General features: G+C 69.1%; 11 protein-coding genes. 5 read left to right on the top strand and 6 right to left on the bottom strand.

Annotated features, from left to right (window positions below):
- Window positions 1–92 precede the first annotated feature (92 nt).
- The 3 genes from M4D77_RS16225 to M4D77_RS16215 are packed head-to-tail and all read right to left on the bottom strand — an operon-like array spanning window position 93 to window position 3099.
- On the bottom strand, window positions 93–998 hold the full coding sequence (locus tag M4D77_RS16225) for an ABC transporter permease (protein ID WP_259936690.1): 906 nt from the start codon (window positions 996–998) through the stop codon (window positions 93–95).
- Window positions 995–1765, bottom strand: a complete 771-nt coding sequence (locus tag M4D77_RS16220; protein ID WP_058249775.1) for an ABC transporter ATP-binding protein — start codon at window positions 1763–1765, stop codon at window positions 995–997. Before M4D77_RS16220 ends, M4D77_RS16225 begins: the two co-directional genes overlap by 4 nt.
- Window positions 1765–3099 (bottom strand): amidohydrolase family protein, encoded by a 1335-nt coding sequence (locus tag M4D77_RS16215; protein ID WP_259936689.1) that lies wholly within the window; start codon window positions 3097–3099, stop codon window positions 1765–1767. The genes M4D77_RS16220 and M4D77_RS16215 overlap by 1 nt, the downstream gene beginning before the upstream one ends.
- A 212-nt stretch (window positions 3100–3311) precedes the next feature.
- Here M4D77_RS16215 and M4D77_RS16210 point away from each other — a divergent pair, with 212 nt between their 5' ends.
- Genes M4D77_RS16210 through M4D77_RS16200 form a run of 3 tightly spaced genes read left to right on the top strand, consistent with a single transcriptional unit; the run spans window position 3312 to window position 6273 of the window.
- Window positions 3312–3971 carry a helix-turn-helix domain-containing protein gene (locus M4D77_RS16210; RefSeq protein WP_065631433.1) on the top strand — a complete coding sequence of 220 codons (660 nt, stop codon included), beginning with the start codon at window positions 3312–3314 and terminating at the stop codon, window positions 3969–3971.
- Between the two features lie 17 nt (window positions 3972–3988).
- Window positions 3989–4954, top strand: coding sequence for a PDR/VanB family oxidoreductase (locus tag M4D77_RS16205; protein WP_259936688.1), 966 nt, complete (start codon window positions 3989–3991; stop codon window positions 4952–4954).
- A complete protein-coding gene (locus M4D77_RS16200; protein ID WP_259936686.1) occupies window positions 4951–6273 on the top strand; it encodes an amidohydrolase family protein in 1323 nt (440 codons plus the stop codon). The genes M4D77_RS16205 and M4D77_RS16200 overlap by 4 nt, the downstream gene beginning before the upstream one ends.
- Window positions 6274–6483: 210 nt before the next feature.
- Here M4D77_RS16200 and M4D77_RS16195 read toward each other — a convergent pair whose 3' ends face one another.
- Complete coding sequence (locus tag M4D77_RS16195; protein WP_068970179.1) at window positions 6484–6960, bottom strand: cupin domain-containing protein; 477 nt, start codon at window positions 6958–6960, stop codon at window positions 6484–6486.
- Window positions 6961–7124: 164 nt separating this feature from the next.
- Here M4D77_RS16195 and M4D77_RS16190 point away from each other — a divergent pair, with 164 nt between their 5' ends.
- Both M4D77_RS16190 and M4D77_RS16185 read left to right on the top strand, forming a co-directional pair.
- Entirely contained in the window at window positions 7125–8225 is a 1101-nt protein-coding gene (locus M4D77_RS16190) for an alpha/beta hydrolase family protein (RefSeq protein WP_165629582.1), read from the top strand.
- 144 nt (window positions 8226–8369) lie between these two features.
- Entirely contained in the window at window positions 8370–12623 is a 4254-nt protein-coding gene (locus M4D77_RS16185) for an AMP-binding protein (protein WP_259936685.1), read from the top strand.
- 78 nt (window positions 12624–12701) lie between these two features.
- Here the strand turns inward: M4D77_RS16185 and katG are convergent, their stop codons facing one another.
- Both katG and M4D77_RS16175 read right to left on the bottom strand, forming a co-directional pair.
- Window positions 12702–14927 carry a catalase/peroxidase HPI gene (gene katG, locus M4D77_RS16180; RefSeq protein WP_068970181.1) on the bottom strand — a complete coding sequence of 742 codons (2226 nt, stop codon included), beginning with the start codon at window positions 14925–14927 and terminating at the stop codon, window positions 12702–12704.
- A gap of 46 nt (window positions 14928–14973) precedes the next feature.
- A complete protein-coding gene (locus tag M4D77_RS16175; RefSeq protein WP_065631428.1) occupies window positions 14974–15417 on the bottom strand; it encodes a Fur family transcriptional regulator in 444 nt (147 codons plus the stop codon).
- Window positions 15418–15529: the final 112 nt, after the last annotated feature.

Below are 15529 nucleotides of genomic sequence, written 5' to 3'. Positions count from 1 at the left end.
AGCGAAGCGAGGAGCCGATACCCCCGCTGGTTGAGCCGGCACCGAGCGAAGCGAGGAGCCGAGTCGAAACCACCCGGCGAGAGAAGATCAGGTCAGCGCTGGTACCAGCGTCCGACGATGCGGTTGCCGAGCCAGCCGAAGAACCAGAAGACGGCCACGCCGAGAAGTGAGGCGAGCACGATCGAGGCGAACAGTTCCTCGGCTTGCAGTCGCGACCGGTAGTTGTCGATCAGGATGCCGATGCCGGGATTGCCCTGCTTGAAGAAGAAGTCGCCCACGATGGCGCCGACCACCGACAGGCCCGCCGAGATGCGGAGACCGGCGAAGATGGCCGGCATGGCGGCGGGGAACTCCAGCTTGCGCAGGATGGTGACGCGGCTCGGATGGTGCAGGGCGAAGAGATCCCGCATCTGCCGGTCGACCGATCGCAGGCCGAACAGGGTGTTGGAGACGATCGGGAACAGCGAGATCAGTACACACACGAAAACCCGTGCACTGAAGCCGAATCCGAACCAGAATCCGACCAGGGGGACGAGCGCCAGGATCGGGACGCACTGCAGGACCACGGCATACGGGAAGAGGGCGTTCTCCATCAGCCGCGACTGCGACATGATCACCGCCCACGCGATGCCGATGATCGCGGCGATCGCCAGGCCGGTCAACGCGACAGTCGCCGTGCGGCTCAGGGCCTCCCACATCGCCTGGGCGGAGTCGCCCAGCAGTCCGTCGGTGACGACCTGGTGCGGGGGCGGCATCAGGAACCGACGGCCGGGATCGAGCACCGCGTAGCTGACGAGGTACCACGCGCCGATGACCAGCGCCAGCACGACGAGCGGTGCGGCCACTCCGACCATCTTCGACCGGGAACGGCCCCGTCGACCCGTGCGCGCGGCCACGGCGAGCTCGGTGGTGGACCCAGGGTCGGGTGTACCGCCCTTGCCGGTTTTCGGGGTTCGCACGCCCGGGGCGGTCTCGGTGCCGGTGTCGGGGGCGCTCATGAATGTGCCTCTCGGAGTGCGCGGGAGATCCGGCCGGCGATCGCGCCGAACTCCGGCTCGAAACGCAGGTCGGGCGACCGCGGATAGTCGAAGGGGACCTCGATCTCGTCGACGATGGATCCCGGCCGTCCCGACATCACCAGGACACGCGTGGACAGGAACGCCGCCTCGGCGACCGAGTGGGTGATGAACAGGCCGGCAAAGCGTTTGACGGCGAACAGCTCGGTCAGGTCGGTACCGAGCCGTTCGCGGGTCAATTCGTCGAGTGCGGCGAACGGTTCGTCGAACAGGAACAGATCGGGATCGAGCGTCAGCGAGCGGGCCAGCGACACCCGCATCCGCATGCCGCCGGACAGCATGTGCGGCAGGTGCTTGTCGAACCCGGTCAGCCCGACCGTCTCCAGCGCGGCGCGGACGCGTTCGCGCCGTTCGGCTTTCGGTGCACCGTCGAGTTCACCGAGCAGTGCGACGTTGTCGGCCACGGTCCGCCACGGGAGCAGGGTGGCGTCCTGGAACACGTAACCGATCCGTTCGGCACCGCTCTGCAGGTAACCGTCGGTGATCGTCTCCAGGCCCGACGACAACCGCAGGAGGGTCGACTTGCCGCAACCCGATGGGCCCACGACGCTGACGAACTCGCCCTCGCGCACGGTGAGGTTCACGTCGCGGAGGGCGTGGGTGCCGTCCGGATAGGTGAGCTCCACGTGTTCGAAGCCGACGAGCGGGTGACCGAGTGCCGGTCTGTGGGTCGTTGCTGGTGAACTCATCATCTCTCCATGCCGACGGGGGACAGGCCCAGCGGTGATGCTGCGGCTGAGGACATTCCGGCCTGTGATGCTCCTGCCGGGGACGGAACCGGGAACGACGGGAACGCCGTCCAGGTGGTGGACTCGGTGCGTGCGACCGCCGTTCCGTTCACGATCACGACCCGGTCGGCCGGCGCGGTGGCGATGACCTCGGTGAGATCGGCGCCGCGGATGGCGACGAGGTCGGCGCGGGCTCCGACGACGGGGCCCGCGGGCTCCAGTCCGAGCACGGCACGCGCCTCGGAGGTGACCAGTTCCGTTGCGGTGTGGGGGTTCTGATGTGCGGCGGTGATCAGCAGGGCGGCGGTCTCGAGCGGGTCGGCCCGGCCCACGGGGTTGAACGGGTCGCGGATGTTGTCCGCACCACCGGCGACGCGGACGCCGTGATCGCGCAGCACGTCGATCGGCGTGATGCCTCGTCGCCCCGCGGACGGTCCGGATCGGCCCTGGAGGTACAGGTTCGTCACCGGCAAGGCGACGACCGAGACACGGGCCCGTGCGAGCGCCCGTGCGACCCGTTGCAGGTCGGCGGCGGCCAGGGTGTCGAGGCGGCAACAGTGGCCGGCCGTGCGGATCCGGTCGTCGGGCCACTCGGCGACGCGGTCGGCGAAGGCCTCGATGGTCAGGTGGTCACCGTCGAGGAATTCATCGACGTGCAGGTCGGCGCCGATACCGCGCGCTTCGGCGAGGTCGAGCAGTCTCGTGAGCTCGGCGATGGGGTCATCGGCGATGTGCGGGGCCCCGCCGACGAGGTCGACGCCGGCGTCGAGCGCGGCCTCGATGTGCGCGGTGGGCGTGAGTGGGCTCGCCAGGACCGCGACCTGGATGTCCATCAGTCCGCGCAGGTGCTCCCGGACCTCGGTGAGCACGCGGACGGCTCGCAGTGGGTCGTCGTGCGAGAGCACGTCGGCGTGGGTGCGCACCGCGGTGATGCCGTTGCGCAGCATGGACGAGGTCGCACGGAGGGCGCGCGTCCGGAAGGACTGCTCATCGAGGGAGACGCTGCCGGCCCGCCAGGAGGCGATCGCGGCGTTGAGGTCGCCGCTCGGCGGTGACAACTCCGGCCACGACAGGGCCTTGTCCAGGTGGGCGTGGGGTTCGGCGGCGGGTGGGAGCAGCAGGTGGTCGCGGAGATCCAGCCAGTCGGCGGGATGTGGGACATCGGGAGAAAACGGTGTGACGGCGCGGACGCGGTGGATACCGTCGGCATCGGCGGACAGCTCGACATCGACCACTGACCCGTCGGCCAGTGATCCGGTGATGCCCGGCACGGGCGCTGTCTGCTGAGTCGGCATTGATGACACTTCCTCGAGAACATCGAAATGGCGTGCGACGGTGCACGACTGGGTCGGTGGTCCCGCTGTGGCTGGGGTCGGCGGGGTTGGGGCGGTTCGTGATACTTGTTGATCACGTCAACACGTCCGAATATAGGAATGCGCTGTTGCCACGACGTTAACCAGCGCTGCGGGCGTGTAACCATCGGTTCTGCAGGAAGGGTGTGAGCCACATGGCGCTCGACGAGCCGGACGTCGCGCAGGTGTCGCTGGGTGCCGAGATCCGCCGACGACGTAAGCAGCATGGCCTCACGTTGACGAATCTGGCTGCGCAGGCCGGTATCTCGCATCCGTTCTTGTCGCAGCTCGAGCGCGGATACGCGCGTCCGAGCATGACGACCCTGGAACGGATCGCCAGGGCGCTGGACACCACCCAGGTCAGTCTGATGCTGGCCGCGGACCCTGCGCACGTGGCGGGGGCACCGTCTCCGGCACCCGTCGGGACGCAACTGGTGCGTGCCGGCGAGGGCGCGATCCTTCCGCAGGCCGGCGACAACGCCGGATACGCCCGGCTGCTCGTTCGAGGAGACGCCGCGTTCTTCCCCCAGGAGCAGTTGTTGAACCGGCGGGACTACGGCGAGTACTTCCAGCACGAGCAGGACGAGTGGTTGCATGTCGTCGACGGCGAGGTCGAGGTCGACCTCGGCGACGGAAGTCTCCTCGAATTGCGAAGAGGCGACAGCCTTTACTACGCTGGCGGCATTCCCCACCGGTGGCGGCTCACCGGTTCCGAGGCCGCTCGGCTCGTCGTTGTCCAGGCGTCAACGCAGGTGTCGGAGATCCGCGACGGTGGGGGTGGTTCCCGTGGCTGGGAATACCGGCGGAGATCGTAGTACCTAGGAGATCTCCGATGTCTGTGTCAGCGAACGACCTTCGAGATGGACTGCGTGTCCGCGTGGTGTCACGGCGCCGGCTCGCCCGTCGGGTGGACGAATTCGTCCTCGCGCCGGTCGGTGTCGACGCGCTGCCGTCGTGGACCGCTGGATCGCACGTCGATCTGCACACACCGGCCGGCCCGGTCAGGCAGTATTCGTTGTGTTCCTCCCCTGACGACACGAGTACGTACCGGATCGCCGTCGAACGCCGGATCGACAGCCGGGGCGGTTCGGACTCCGTGCACGACGACATCCAGGTGGGCGGTGAGGTGTGGATCAGCCCGCCGCGCAATCACTTCGCGCTGACACGTGCACTCGGTTATGTGTTCGTGGCCGGTGGTATCGGCATCACCCCCGTCCTCGCCCTCGTCGACGAGGCCCGCCGTACCGGGCGGCCGTGGCGGCTCGTCTACGTCGGACGGTCCCGGGCGGAGATGGCCTTCGTCGACGAGATCGAATCCAGGTACCCCGGACTGGTCACGATTCACGAGTCGGCCCACTCGGGCCGCCTGGATCTCGGTGGCGTCCTGGCCGGGCTCGCCCGCGGCACCGCCGTGTACACCTGCGGACCGCCGTCGATGCTGGATGCCGTTGCGCAAGTGTGTGAGCCGCAACCGGCCGTGGATTCGTTCGCCGAGAAGTTCACCGCCACGACGACGCAGTCCGCGGCTGACGCGGAGTTCGAACTCTCCCTTGCCTTCTCGGGCGTGACGGTGACGGTGCCGCAGGATCGCACCATCCTCGACGTCTTGGACGGACGTGGGGTGGTGGCGCCGTCGTCGTGCCGCGAAGGTGTCTGCGGAACCTGTGAGACGGGGGTGGTCAGCGGCGAGGTGGACCACCGCGACTCGATCCTGTCGCCGGAGGAGCGGTCCGAGAACGAATCGATGATGATCTGCGTGTCGCGGTGTACGAGCGGTCGTCTGGTGCTCGAGCTGTGACGGTCACGGTGCTCACCGGCGCCGTGGCGGTCCTACGTGACGCGTCGATGGTCACGCGCGATCCGGTCGTGGTCGACGACCGGCGGATCGGGGCCGCGGTCGGCGGCCGGGCCGCCGCGGACGAGGTCGTCGACGTCTCGGGGTGCGTCGTCACGCCCGGTCTCGTGAACGCGCACCACCATCTGCTGCAGACCGCGTTCCGGTCGCGTCCGGAGAGCCGGTCGGTACCGATGCCGCAGTGGCTCGGCCTGATGGCGCAACGCTATTCATCGGTCGGTGTCGACCCCGAGCTCGTCGCCGCGGCAGCGGCTGCCGGTCTCGCGGAATCCCTGCTGTGCGGTGTGACCACGGTCGCCGACCATCATCTGACCTGGCCCGGTGGTCAGGACCCGGTCGCGTTGGCCGGAGGGACCATCGATGCCGCCGCACGGGTCGGTGCGCGATTGGTCTTCGTCCGGGGCACTGCTCGCGACGACCCGCAAGCCGCAGCCACATCGGTCGAGGACATCCACCGAACCCATCTGGGTGCGGGGGCAACCGGCACGAGCGCGGACGGGATGCTGCAGCTGGCCGTCGGCCCGTCCGGCGTGCACAGCGACGGGCCGGAGACCTTCGCGACGCTCGGCGAGGTCGCATCCCGACTCGGCCTGCGTCGTCGTACGCAGGCGAACGAGCAGGTCGATGTGCAGGTCGCCGCGGAACGATATGGGCGGCGTCCCCTCGAGTTGCTCGACGAGTGGGGTTGGCTCGCCGACGACGTCACGCTGGCGCATCTGTGCGAGATCACCGACGACGAAGTGGCTCTGGTCGCGCGATCGGGAGCGTCTGCGACCCACGCGCCCGGGTGCGACGTGCCGATGGGATGGGGCGTCGCGCGGGTTGCGGCGCTCGTGTCCGCGGGTGTGCGGGTGGGACTCGGCACCAGCGGCGGCGGGAGCAACGACGCCGGGCACCTGCTCGCCGATGCCCGCCTGGCCGTTCAGGTCTCGGGATTGATCGGCGAACCCGTCACGGCCCGAGAGGTTCTCGCGATGGCGTCCGAGGGTTCGGCGGCAGGTCTCGGCCGCAGCGAGCTGGGGCACCTCCGGCCCGGTGCCGCCGCCGACCTCTGCGTGTGGGACTGCTCGGACGTCTTCGACGCCGGGGTCACCGACCCGGTCGACGGCCTGCTGTGGGCCGGCCCGGGCCGGCGACCCCGCGACGTCATGGTCGCAGGTCGGTGGGTGGTACGCGACGGAGAACTCGTGACCGCTGATTCACGTTCGCTCGCAGCCGACCTCGGGACACTGCTCGACTGGCGGCAGCGTTCTGCTCCCTGATCCGAGTGAACCACAGAACCGCTGGTCCGTTGGGTGCAGCGACGGCCTCCCTCTGCTCCCTGAGGTGCGAGCGAAGCGAGCCACGAACGGCTTCGCAACGTGTCTCACCAGGCCCTTCGTGGCTCGTCGCTATCGCTCCTCACTCCTCAGCTCAGGGAGCAATGGGGTCACTTCTTTCGGATCAGGGAGCAGGGGCTGGCTCGCCCGCCGTCAGGAAGTGGCCGTCGCACACGGCGGTGCGGGTGCGTCCTCGGACAGCGGCTTGTTCAGCGGCATCAGGTACAGGACAACCAGCACGACCGGGGTGGTCCCGAGATTGGTTCCCTCGTGGGTGTTCGCCTTGCCCCCGGGTTCGGCGATGATCTCGCCGGTCCGGTACACCACCGGCTTGCAGTCGGAGCCGGGGTGGGTGAGGGTGCCCTGCCGGACCAGTCCGTAGAGCGGGCCGTCGTGATAGTGCCACCCGGTGGTGCCGCCGGGGGCGATGGTGATCTCCCGAACCTCCACGTGTACGCCGTCGGGCACGAATGGTAGGAGGTCGGCCGGGATATCCGCCTTGGCCAGGCTGACCGCCGAGACTCCGGACGAAGGCGTGGAATTCGCCGTCCCCGACGACATCGCGAGCGGCGTCAGGAGAGCGGCCGCGGCGGCGAGCGTCGCGACGGCGGTGCGCAGGAGTGGTGTCATCGTCCGACCGTACGTCGGGCCGACGCACCTCATACCCGATTCGTCCGATTCTGTTGTGCGACAGTCCTGGACGATTGACCCGAACGGTCCTGGGTACAGAGCGGTGTGCATACGATGACGGGACCGGGTCGGTGATGATTCGGCACGAACTCGAGGAGCCGCCGATGTCTCGCTTGCCGAATGTCCTGGTCGTCGGCGTCGGCGTCGGCGTTGCCGTCCTGTCCATGGTGATGGGCGTGGCGGGTGTGCTCGTGCCCTCCGCGGGATCTGCGTCGGCGGACACCCTCACCGGTGTCCGATACGCCAAGGCGACGGCCGGCGCGCCATACCGGGAGACCTGGGTGTCGCCCCGCAATCTCGTGGTGTCGGTGTGGTCACGGTCGATGCAGACCCAGGTCCCGTCGCTGGTCCAGACGCCCGCGAACCGGAACCAGGCCGCACCGGTGATGTACCTGCTCAGCGGATCGTCCGGTGGCGAGGACAACGACGACTGGACGCACGCCACCGACGCCAACGCGTTCTATGCGAACAAGAACGTGTGGACCGTGGCCCCGATCGGGGGCGCGGCGAGCTACTACGCCGACTGGCGGCGCGTCGACCCGGCCGCGAACTTCCGGTTCGGCGTGAAGACGTCACGGCCCCTGCGGTGGGAGACCTTTCTGACCTCGGAGCTGCCCGCCGCCTTCGAGAACGCGCACGGGGGACGATCCGGCCCGGGACGCTCGCGCGGGGTCGCGGGGATCTCGATGGCGGGTACTGCCGTGCTCCGGATCGCCGAGAACCACCCCGGGTTCTACCGTGCGGTCGGTTCCTATTCGGGATGCGCCGACACCGCGTCGCCCACCGGGCAGTTGCTGTTGCGCAACGTGGCGTTCGTCCCCGGACTCGCCGACGCCAGCAACATGTACGGCCCGCCCGGGGACCCGCAGTGGGCAGCCCAGGATCCGGTGATCAACGCCTACAAGTTCGGGCGTCGCACCCCTGCCCTGTGGATCAGTGCGGCGACCGGATTGCCCGGTGCGCACGACAATCTGTCCGACCGGCGGATCGCCGGCAACGTGGGGGAGCTCGCCGAACAGGTCGCGGCCGGCGGATTCGCCGAAGCGACCGCACGATCGTGCACGGTGACGATGGCAAACCGCCTCGCCGCGCTGCGCATCCCGGCCGTCGTCCGGCTCCCGGCGACCGGTACGCATTCCTGGGGGTACTGGGAGGACCAGATGCATGAGTCCTGGCCGATGTTCGCCCGCGCGCTCGGCGCGTGACGCCGCGGGAGATGCACCGCGGACGGCGGTCGTCGTCGACCGCCGGACCTCGCATTTCAGCGTCCGTTCAACTCGGCGCACCTACGGTCGGGGCGTGATCTCCGGGCACGGCTCCACCCGACGAGGCCCAGTGGGCGATCCGCGATGACCGTGACCCGGCGCGGCCTGTGGCTCTCGCAACTGCTGCATCCCGAGGTCTCGCATGTCGTCGCGTTCGGCCTGACCCTGAGCGGCCCGCTCGATGCCGAACGACTCCACCGCACGGCCGGTGCCGTGCTCGACCACGTCGGCTGGTACGACGTGCGTCTGAGCCCGAATCGGTCGCCGGCCGACGGTCATCCGCACCCCCTGCAACCAGCCGGTTCCGGACTGGACCCGGTGGAGTGCGTGGACCTGTCCGCGTGTGCCGACCCGGCTGCCGAGAGCGAGGCGCGTGCGCAGCGTTTCCTCGACGACCCCGCAGGCGCCGATCTCGGACTGCCGTTGTTCCGCAGCGAACTGCACGTCCTCGCTCCCGACTCCCACCGGTGGATCGTGCGGGTGCATCACGTGCTCACCGACGGCGCCGGCGTCCTGCGGGTCATGGCGCACATCGCCGCTGTCTACGCGGGTACTGCGCGACCGGACGAGATGCCCCTCGCCGACGACCCCGAACTCGAGGCCGAAGAGGAGAGGTACCGCGGCTCGCGACGCCGAGGGGCCGACGAACAACACTGGGCCCGACGACTCGACGGCCTCGCGCCGTCCCTGCTGGCCGGTTCCATCCCGCATTTCACGTCGTCGATCACGCGCGTCACCGAAACCCTGAGAAGTCCGCGCACCGCATCGTCGGCCGAGTTCGTCACCGCGTTCGCGGGCCTGTGCGCCCGGCTCCTCGACGCCCCGGACGTGGGATTGAGTCTCCCGGTCGCGGCACGTACCTCGGCGGCACGTCTCCGGGCGGTGCAGCCTGTCTCGAACGTCGTGCCCCTGCGCCTCGACGGAATCGGCGACCGCGACGCCGGGCAGGCCCTCTCCGCGGTGTCGTCGGCCCTGATCGAGGCACTGCGCCATCAGCGCTACCCTCGCGAGGACATGCTGCGGAACCAGCACGGGCTCAACGGCTTCGGTGCGGTGGTCAACCTCTTGCCGGGTTTCGGGCCGCCCGCTGTCGACGGCTTGCACTGGGGACTCGAGGTGATGCGGACCGGACCGATCTCCGACGTCGCGGTGACCCTGCACCCCGCCGATCAGAACGGTCGCCGGGCGGTGACCTGGGAAGCCCCGGACGCCGTCGTCGACACCGATGCGCTGGCCACCCTCGCCCGACGTTTCGACCGATACCTCACCGCCACGCTGCGCGAACTGGACGGTGGCCCAACGGTTCCCGACGATTCGGTGTTCGTCGACGGGGAGTGGGAGCGGTTTCGGTGCCGGAGCGGACCACCGGCACCGCCCTTCACGCCGACCGTGAGCCACCTGGAGGACCACCGTTCGGCGGACCCGGAGGCCATCGCGATCATCGACGGTGAGGTGTCGGTGTCCCGACGCGAGTTCGCGCGCCGGGTCGTTCGCGGGACCCGGTTGCTCCTGGAGGCCGGGGTCGGTGCGGGCGACCGCGTGGCGGTGTCCATCGAGCGGTCGGCGGCCTCCGTTGTCGCGTTCTGGTCGGTGCTGTGTGCGGGCGGCGTATGGGTGCCGGTCGGCGATCCGTTCGCACCGGACGCGAGAACGAGGGATCTGCTCGATCGCTCCGGCGCCAAGGTCGGATTGTGCGTGCCGGGCGCCCCACACCCGGGCTCGATCCGGTGGCTCGACCTCGAGCACGACGACCCCGGCTCTCCGATCCCCGATCGGTGGCCGGGTTTGGAACGCGGGCCCGACGATGCCGCCTACCTGCTGTTCACCTCGGGTTCCACCGGAACGCCCAAAGGCGTGATCATGCCCCACCGCGGCCTGCCCGCCCTGATCGCGGAGATCCGACAGACGTACGCTCTAGCACCCGGGTCACGCATCCTGCACGCGTCGTCCCCGACCTTCGACACCGGGATCGTCGAGATGCTGTGCGGGGTCGCCTGTGGGGCGACAGTTGTCGTCGCGCCGAGGTCGGCACCCGGCGGTGATGCACTGGCACAGCTGATCCGACGGCATCGCGTCAGTCACCTCATCGTCACGCCGTCGGTCCTCGACACCCTGCCCCTGGATCTGGCCGACGATCTGGTGCAGGTGATCATCGGTGGCGAACCGCCGTCGCCGCGGGTGGTCGACCGCTGGTCGGGTCGCGTCCGGCTGCGGAATGCGTACGGACCCACCGAAGCCCGGTGCAGCATCAACATCTCCGCTCCGCTGCTGCCGGGCGAGGCGATCACTGTGGGCCCGCCGATGGTCGGAGTCGACGAGGCGGTCCTGGATCGCCTCGGCCGGCCACAACCTCCCGGGGCGATCGGCACGCTCCACTGTGCGGGACCGCAATTGGCCGACGGCTATCTCGACGATTCGGCGTCCACTGCGGAGGCCTTCGTGCAGAGCACGTTCTCGGCCGAGGAGGTGATGTACCGGACCGGCGACCTGGCCCAGTGGACCGAGGCCGGTGAGATCCGACTGCTCGGACGCCGCGACGGACAGATCACCCTGCGGGGCTTGCGAATCGAACTCGCTGAGATCGACGCTGCGCTCGGACGATGCACCGACGTGCGGAGTTCCGCGACGATTCTGCGCGAGTTGCCGTCGGGCCGTACCGCTCTGGTGTCATTCGTCGTGCCGCAGCGAACCGGAACGGATGTCGACGCACCCGGGCTGCGTCGCGCGGTCGCCGGTGTCCTGCCGTCGTACATGGTGCCCGCGCTCATCATCGGCATCGACGCGCTACCCCGTACCGGCAACGGCAAGCTCGACGTCGGAAAGCTGGTGGACCACCCGCTCCCCGGTCGCCGGTCGGTGCGCGGACCCGTCGGCTCGCACGAGACCCTGCTGGTTCGGGTCGTGGGCGAGGCGCTGGGCACTGATGAGGTCGATCTGTTCGCCGGCTTCCTCGAGCAGGGCGGCGACTCCCTGGCGGTCATGCGGGTCGTCGGATCGCTGATCGCGGCAGGGCATTCCGAGATCGGGCCCGACGACGTGCTCACCGCGCCCGACCTGGAGACGCTGGCCGAGCGGATGGTCGAGCCGGTCCGCCCGGACGACACCGTACGGCGACCGGCCGCACCGGACGACGATCGTCCGCTCACGTCCGCAGAACGGACGGTCGAACGCGCACCGGGACACCCGCACGGGCAGCTGGTCCGCGTCGGATGGGTTCCACCCGAGACCGGGCGGCCCACCGCTCCCGAATTGCGAGAATTGCTCCGCGCGTTGGCCGATCGGCACCCCGCCCTGCGGTCGAGCTATCCGGACACCCCCGCCGGGCCGGTCCAGCGGGCGCTGGCCGGCGGCGCTGACGCAGCGGTCGATGTTGCCGTGCAGGTGGTTTCGGACCCAGACCCGAACCCGGGACGCCAGAGCCTACGCGCACACGCCGAACAGATGTCGGCGTCGCTCGATGTCCGGGTCGCGCCGCCGTTCTGCGTGCGGATCCTGGCGGATGCCGACGGCGGTGTGATGGCCGCGGTCGCGGTGTTCCATCACATCGCGGTCGACGGGCACTCGCTCGGAACGCTGGCCCGGGAGGCGGACCTGCTCGCCCGCGGAGTGAATGCCCCTGCGGTGCAACCCATCTCGCCGCACGCACCACGCACTGACGACGACATGGACGGCCGGTCGTGGCACCAACTGCTCGGTGAGTCGCCCGCGGGGTCCTTCACCCTGGACGGGTTGGACCCCGTCTCCTGCGCGCAGTCCACGGCGGTTCGTCGCCGGGCTCTCGTCGACGCCGACGTCTACGCACGGTTCCGTGCCGGTGCGTCCGAGCAGGGCATGACCCCGTTCGAGGCATTCGGGAGATCGGTGTCGGAGGCGCTCGCGCGACTGACCGGACAAGACCGGGTGATGGCGGCCACCGCGGCGTCGACGCGGCCGGCGGGCGCCGAGGACACCGTGGGCGACTTCGTCGTCGCTGCGGTCACACCGCTCGACGCCCGCGAGGATGTCCGCGGCTCGGTCGAGCGCACCCGTCGGTGCATCGCCGCGGCGACCGGGCCGATGGAGGACGTGCTGGACGTACTGGGCCGGCCGGTCGTCGACGGGCGCCTCTTCCCGGTGCCGGTGCTGCTCGGCTGGACCCCGACGATCACCGGGCCGAGCGTGGGCGGTCACCTGTACGTGTTCCCACCGCGGACCACGCGATGGATGCTGCAGATCGAGGGCTCGCCGACCGCACAGGGGGAGCTGCAGGTCCTGGTGACCGGCGCGGCCTCCGCGCTCACGGGGCCCCGTGTCGAGCAGGTGCTCGCCGAGGTCGTCGCGTGCCTGCGGGAACGGTGATTCGAGAACCTCACCGGCAGAGCAGAACACCCCGCGGGCGAGGTGCCCGCGGGGTGTTCTCGATCGTGAGATGACGGATCAGGCCAGATCGAACCGATCGTTGTTCGAGACCTTCACCCACGCCTTGACGAAGTCGTTGACGAAACGCTCCGCCGAGTCGTCCTGCGCGTAGACCTCGGAGAGCGCGCGCAGCTGCGAGTGCGAGCCGAACACGAGGTCGGCAGCCGTTGCCGTCCACTTCTTCTCGCCGGTGGCGCGGTCGGTTCCCTCGTAGACGTTCTCGTCGGAACCGCTCTTCCACTCGGTGTTCATGTCGATGATGTTGCGGAAGAAGTCCGTCGACAGGACGCCGGGCCGGTCGGTGAACACGCCGTGCTTGCTGCCACCGTAATTGGTGTCGAGCACGCGGAGACCACCGACGAGGACGGTCAGCTCCGGCGCGGTGAGGTCCAGCATGTAGGCACGGTCGAGGAGCAGCGACTCCAGCGGAGTCTTCTCGCCGTCCTTGCTGAAGTTGCGGAACCCGTCGGCGCGCGGTTCGAGGACCTCGAATGAGTCGACGTCGGTGCTCTCCTGCGAGGCGTCCGTACGGCCGGGGGTGAACGGCACGGTGACCGGGAAACCGGCTGCCTCGGCGGCCCTCTCGATCGCCGCCGCACCGCCGAGGATGATGATGTCGGCGAGCGAGACCTTCTTGCCGCCCGATGCCGAGTCGTTGAAGTCCTTCTGGACCTGCTCGAGTACCGGCAGCACCTTGGCGAGCTCGCCGGGCTCGTTGATCTCCCAGTTCTTCTGCGGCTCGAGACGGATGCGGGCGCCGTTGGCACCGCCCCGCTTGTCGGTGCTGCGGAAGCTGGCCGCCGACGCCCAGGCCGTCTTGATGAGCTGCGTCGGGGACAGCGCGTCGAGCAACGTGCCCTTGAGAGAGGTGATGTCGTCGGCGTCGATCAGTTCGTGATCGACCGCGGGCACCGGGTCCTGCCAGATCTGCGGCTCGGGAACCCACGGGCCGAGGTAACGGCTGACCGGACCCATGTCGCGGTGCAGCAGCTTGTACCACGCCTTGGCGAAGGCCTCGGCGAGCTCCTCGGGATGGTCGAGCCACCGACGGGTGATGTCGGCGTAGATGGGGGACTCGCGCAGGGCGACGTCGGTCACCAGCATGGTGGGCGCGCGACCGGGACCGCCGAACGGATCGGGGATCGTGCCTGCTCCCGCACCGTCTTTCGCGACGTACTGCCAGGCCCCCGCGGGGCTCTTGGTGAGCTCCCATTCGTAACCGTAGAGGTTCTGGAGAAATCCGTTGCCCCACTGGGTCGGGGTGGAGGTCCAGACGACCTCGAGACCACTGGTGATCGTGTCCTCGGCCTTGCCCTTGCCGTAGCCCGACTTCCAGCCCAGGCCCTGCTGTTCGATCGGGGCGCCCTCGGGCTCGGGTCCGATCAGGTCGGCGTCGCCGGCGCCGTGGGTCTTGCCGAAGCTGTGGCCGCCGATGATGAGTGCCGCGGTCTCCTCATCGTTCATCGCCATGCGACCGAAGGTCTCGCGGATGTCCTCGGCGGCGGCGATCGGGTCCGGCTTGCCTTCGGGGCCTTCGGGATTGACGTAGATGAGACCCATCGTGGTGGCGCCGAGGGGCTGGGCGAGCTCACGTTCGCCGGAGTAGCGCTTGTCGGTGCCGAGCCAGGCGTCCTCCGGGCCCCAGAACACCTCCTCGGGCTCCCAGATGTCCTCGCGGCCGAAGCCGAAGCCGAAGGTCTTGAAGCCCATGGACTCCAGTGCGACGTTGCCGGCGAACACCAGCAGGTCGGCCCAGGACAGCTTGGTGCCGTACTTCTGCTTGATGGGCCAGAGCAGACGACGCGCCTTGTCCAGGTTGGCGTTGTCCGGCCAGCTGTTCAGCGGGGCGAACCGCTGTGCACCCTGACCGCCGCCGCCGCGGCCGTCGAAGATGCGGTAGGTACCGGCGGCGTGCCAGCTCATACGGATGAACAGGCCACCGTAGTGGCCGTAGTCGGCGGGCCACCAGTCCTGGGACGTGGTCATCAGCGAGACCAGGTCGGCCTTCAGGGCCTCGACGTCGAGCTTCTCGAATTCCGTTGCGTAGTCGAAGTCCTCGCCGAGCGGGTTGGACAGCGAGGAATGGGCGTGCAGGATCGAGAGGTCGATCTGCTCGGGCCACCAGTCCTTGTTGGTCAGCGGAGCATGCGCTTTCGGCTTCGGCGAGGGGATCGCCGGGTTCTCGCTCTCGCTGGCACTTGCGGTGTCGGCGTCGGAGTTGGGCGGGCGGCTGTCGGAGGTCACGACATTCCTTTCGAGGGGACTGACAGGCTGCGATCACGGGAGGTGATCAGGTCGGGGCCTTGCTGAGGCAATCGGGGCACAGGCCCCAGAAGATGACCTCGGCCTCGTCGATTGCGAAACCGTGGTCTTCCGAGGGGGTCAGGCATGGGGCTTCCCCGATTGCACAATCCACGTCGGCGATGACACCGCAGGCGCGGCAGACGACGTGGTGGTGATTGTCTCCGGTGCGAAACTCGTAGCGCGACACCGAACCCGAGGGTTGGATGCGGCGGATGAGCCCGCGCTCGGTCAGGGCGTGCAGCACATCGTAGACGGCCTGACGTGAGACGGTGGGCAGGGTTTCGCGTACCGCGTGATAGATGGTGTCCGTGTCGGCATGCGGGTGCTTGTCGACGGCGGCCATCACCGTCACCCGAGGCTGGGTGACACGAAGATCTGCGGCCCGGAGTTGCTGGGCATGGTCCGATGTCGATGCCACGTCCCCCACCATAGGGGCGTGACCGCCACTTCGCACGGTTTTTCTGGATCTGATCCAAATTCGTGCAGAGGTGGGTGGGGCCGACGCCAGTTGTCGTGTGTCGTTGCGTCTGGCGCCACGTTTC

This window comes from Gordonia sp. p3-SID1431, from assembly GCF_025143765.1.
GTDB lineage: Bacteria > Actinomycetota > Actinomycetes > Mycobacteriales > Mycobacteriaceae > Gordonia > Gordonia hongkongensis.
The sequence above is the reverse complement of the archived record's forward strand: the minus strand, read 5'-3'. Positions and strand labels throughout refer to the sequence as shown.

Bases quoted from the DNA above. Each gene is read 5' to 3' on its own strand.
- M4D77_RS16195 (WP_068970179.1), bottom strand. From the start codon at position 6,960: ATGACACCACTCCTGCGCACCGCCGTCGCGACGCTCGCCGCCGCGGCC.
- M4D77_RS16185 (WP_259936685.1), top strand. From the start codon at position 8,370: ATGACCGTGACCCGGCGCGGCCTGTGGCTCTCGCAACTGCTGCATCCC.
- M4D77_RS16225 (WP_259936690.1), bottom strand. From the start codon at position 998: ATGAGCGCCCCCGACACCGGCACCGAGACCGCCCCGGGCGTGCGAACC.
- M4D77_RS16215 (WP_259936689.1), bottom strand. From the start codon at position 3,099: ATGCCGACTCAGCAGACAGCGCCCGTGCCGGGCATCACCGGATCACTG.
- M4D77_RS16205 (WP_259936688.1), top strand. From the start codon at position 3,989: ATGTCTGTGTCAGCGAACGACCTTCGAGATGGACTGCGTGTCCGCGTG.
- M4D77_RS16210 (WP_065631433.1), top strand. From the start codon at position 3,312: ATGGCGCTCGACGAGCCGGACGTCGCGCAGGTGTCGCTGGGTGCCGAG.
- M4D77_RS16175 (WP_065631428.1), bottom strand. From the start codon at position 15,417: ATGGTGGGGGACGTGGCATCGACATCGGACCATGCCCAGCAACTCCGG.
- M4D77_RS16190 (WP_165629582.1), top strand. From the start codon at position 7,125: ATGTCTCGCTTGCCGAATGTCCTGGTCGTCGGCGTCGGCGTCGGCGTT.
- M4D77_RS16220 (WP_058249775.1), bottom strand. From the start codon at position 1,765: ATGAGTTCACCAGCAACGACCCACAGACCGGCACTCGGTCACCCGCTC.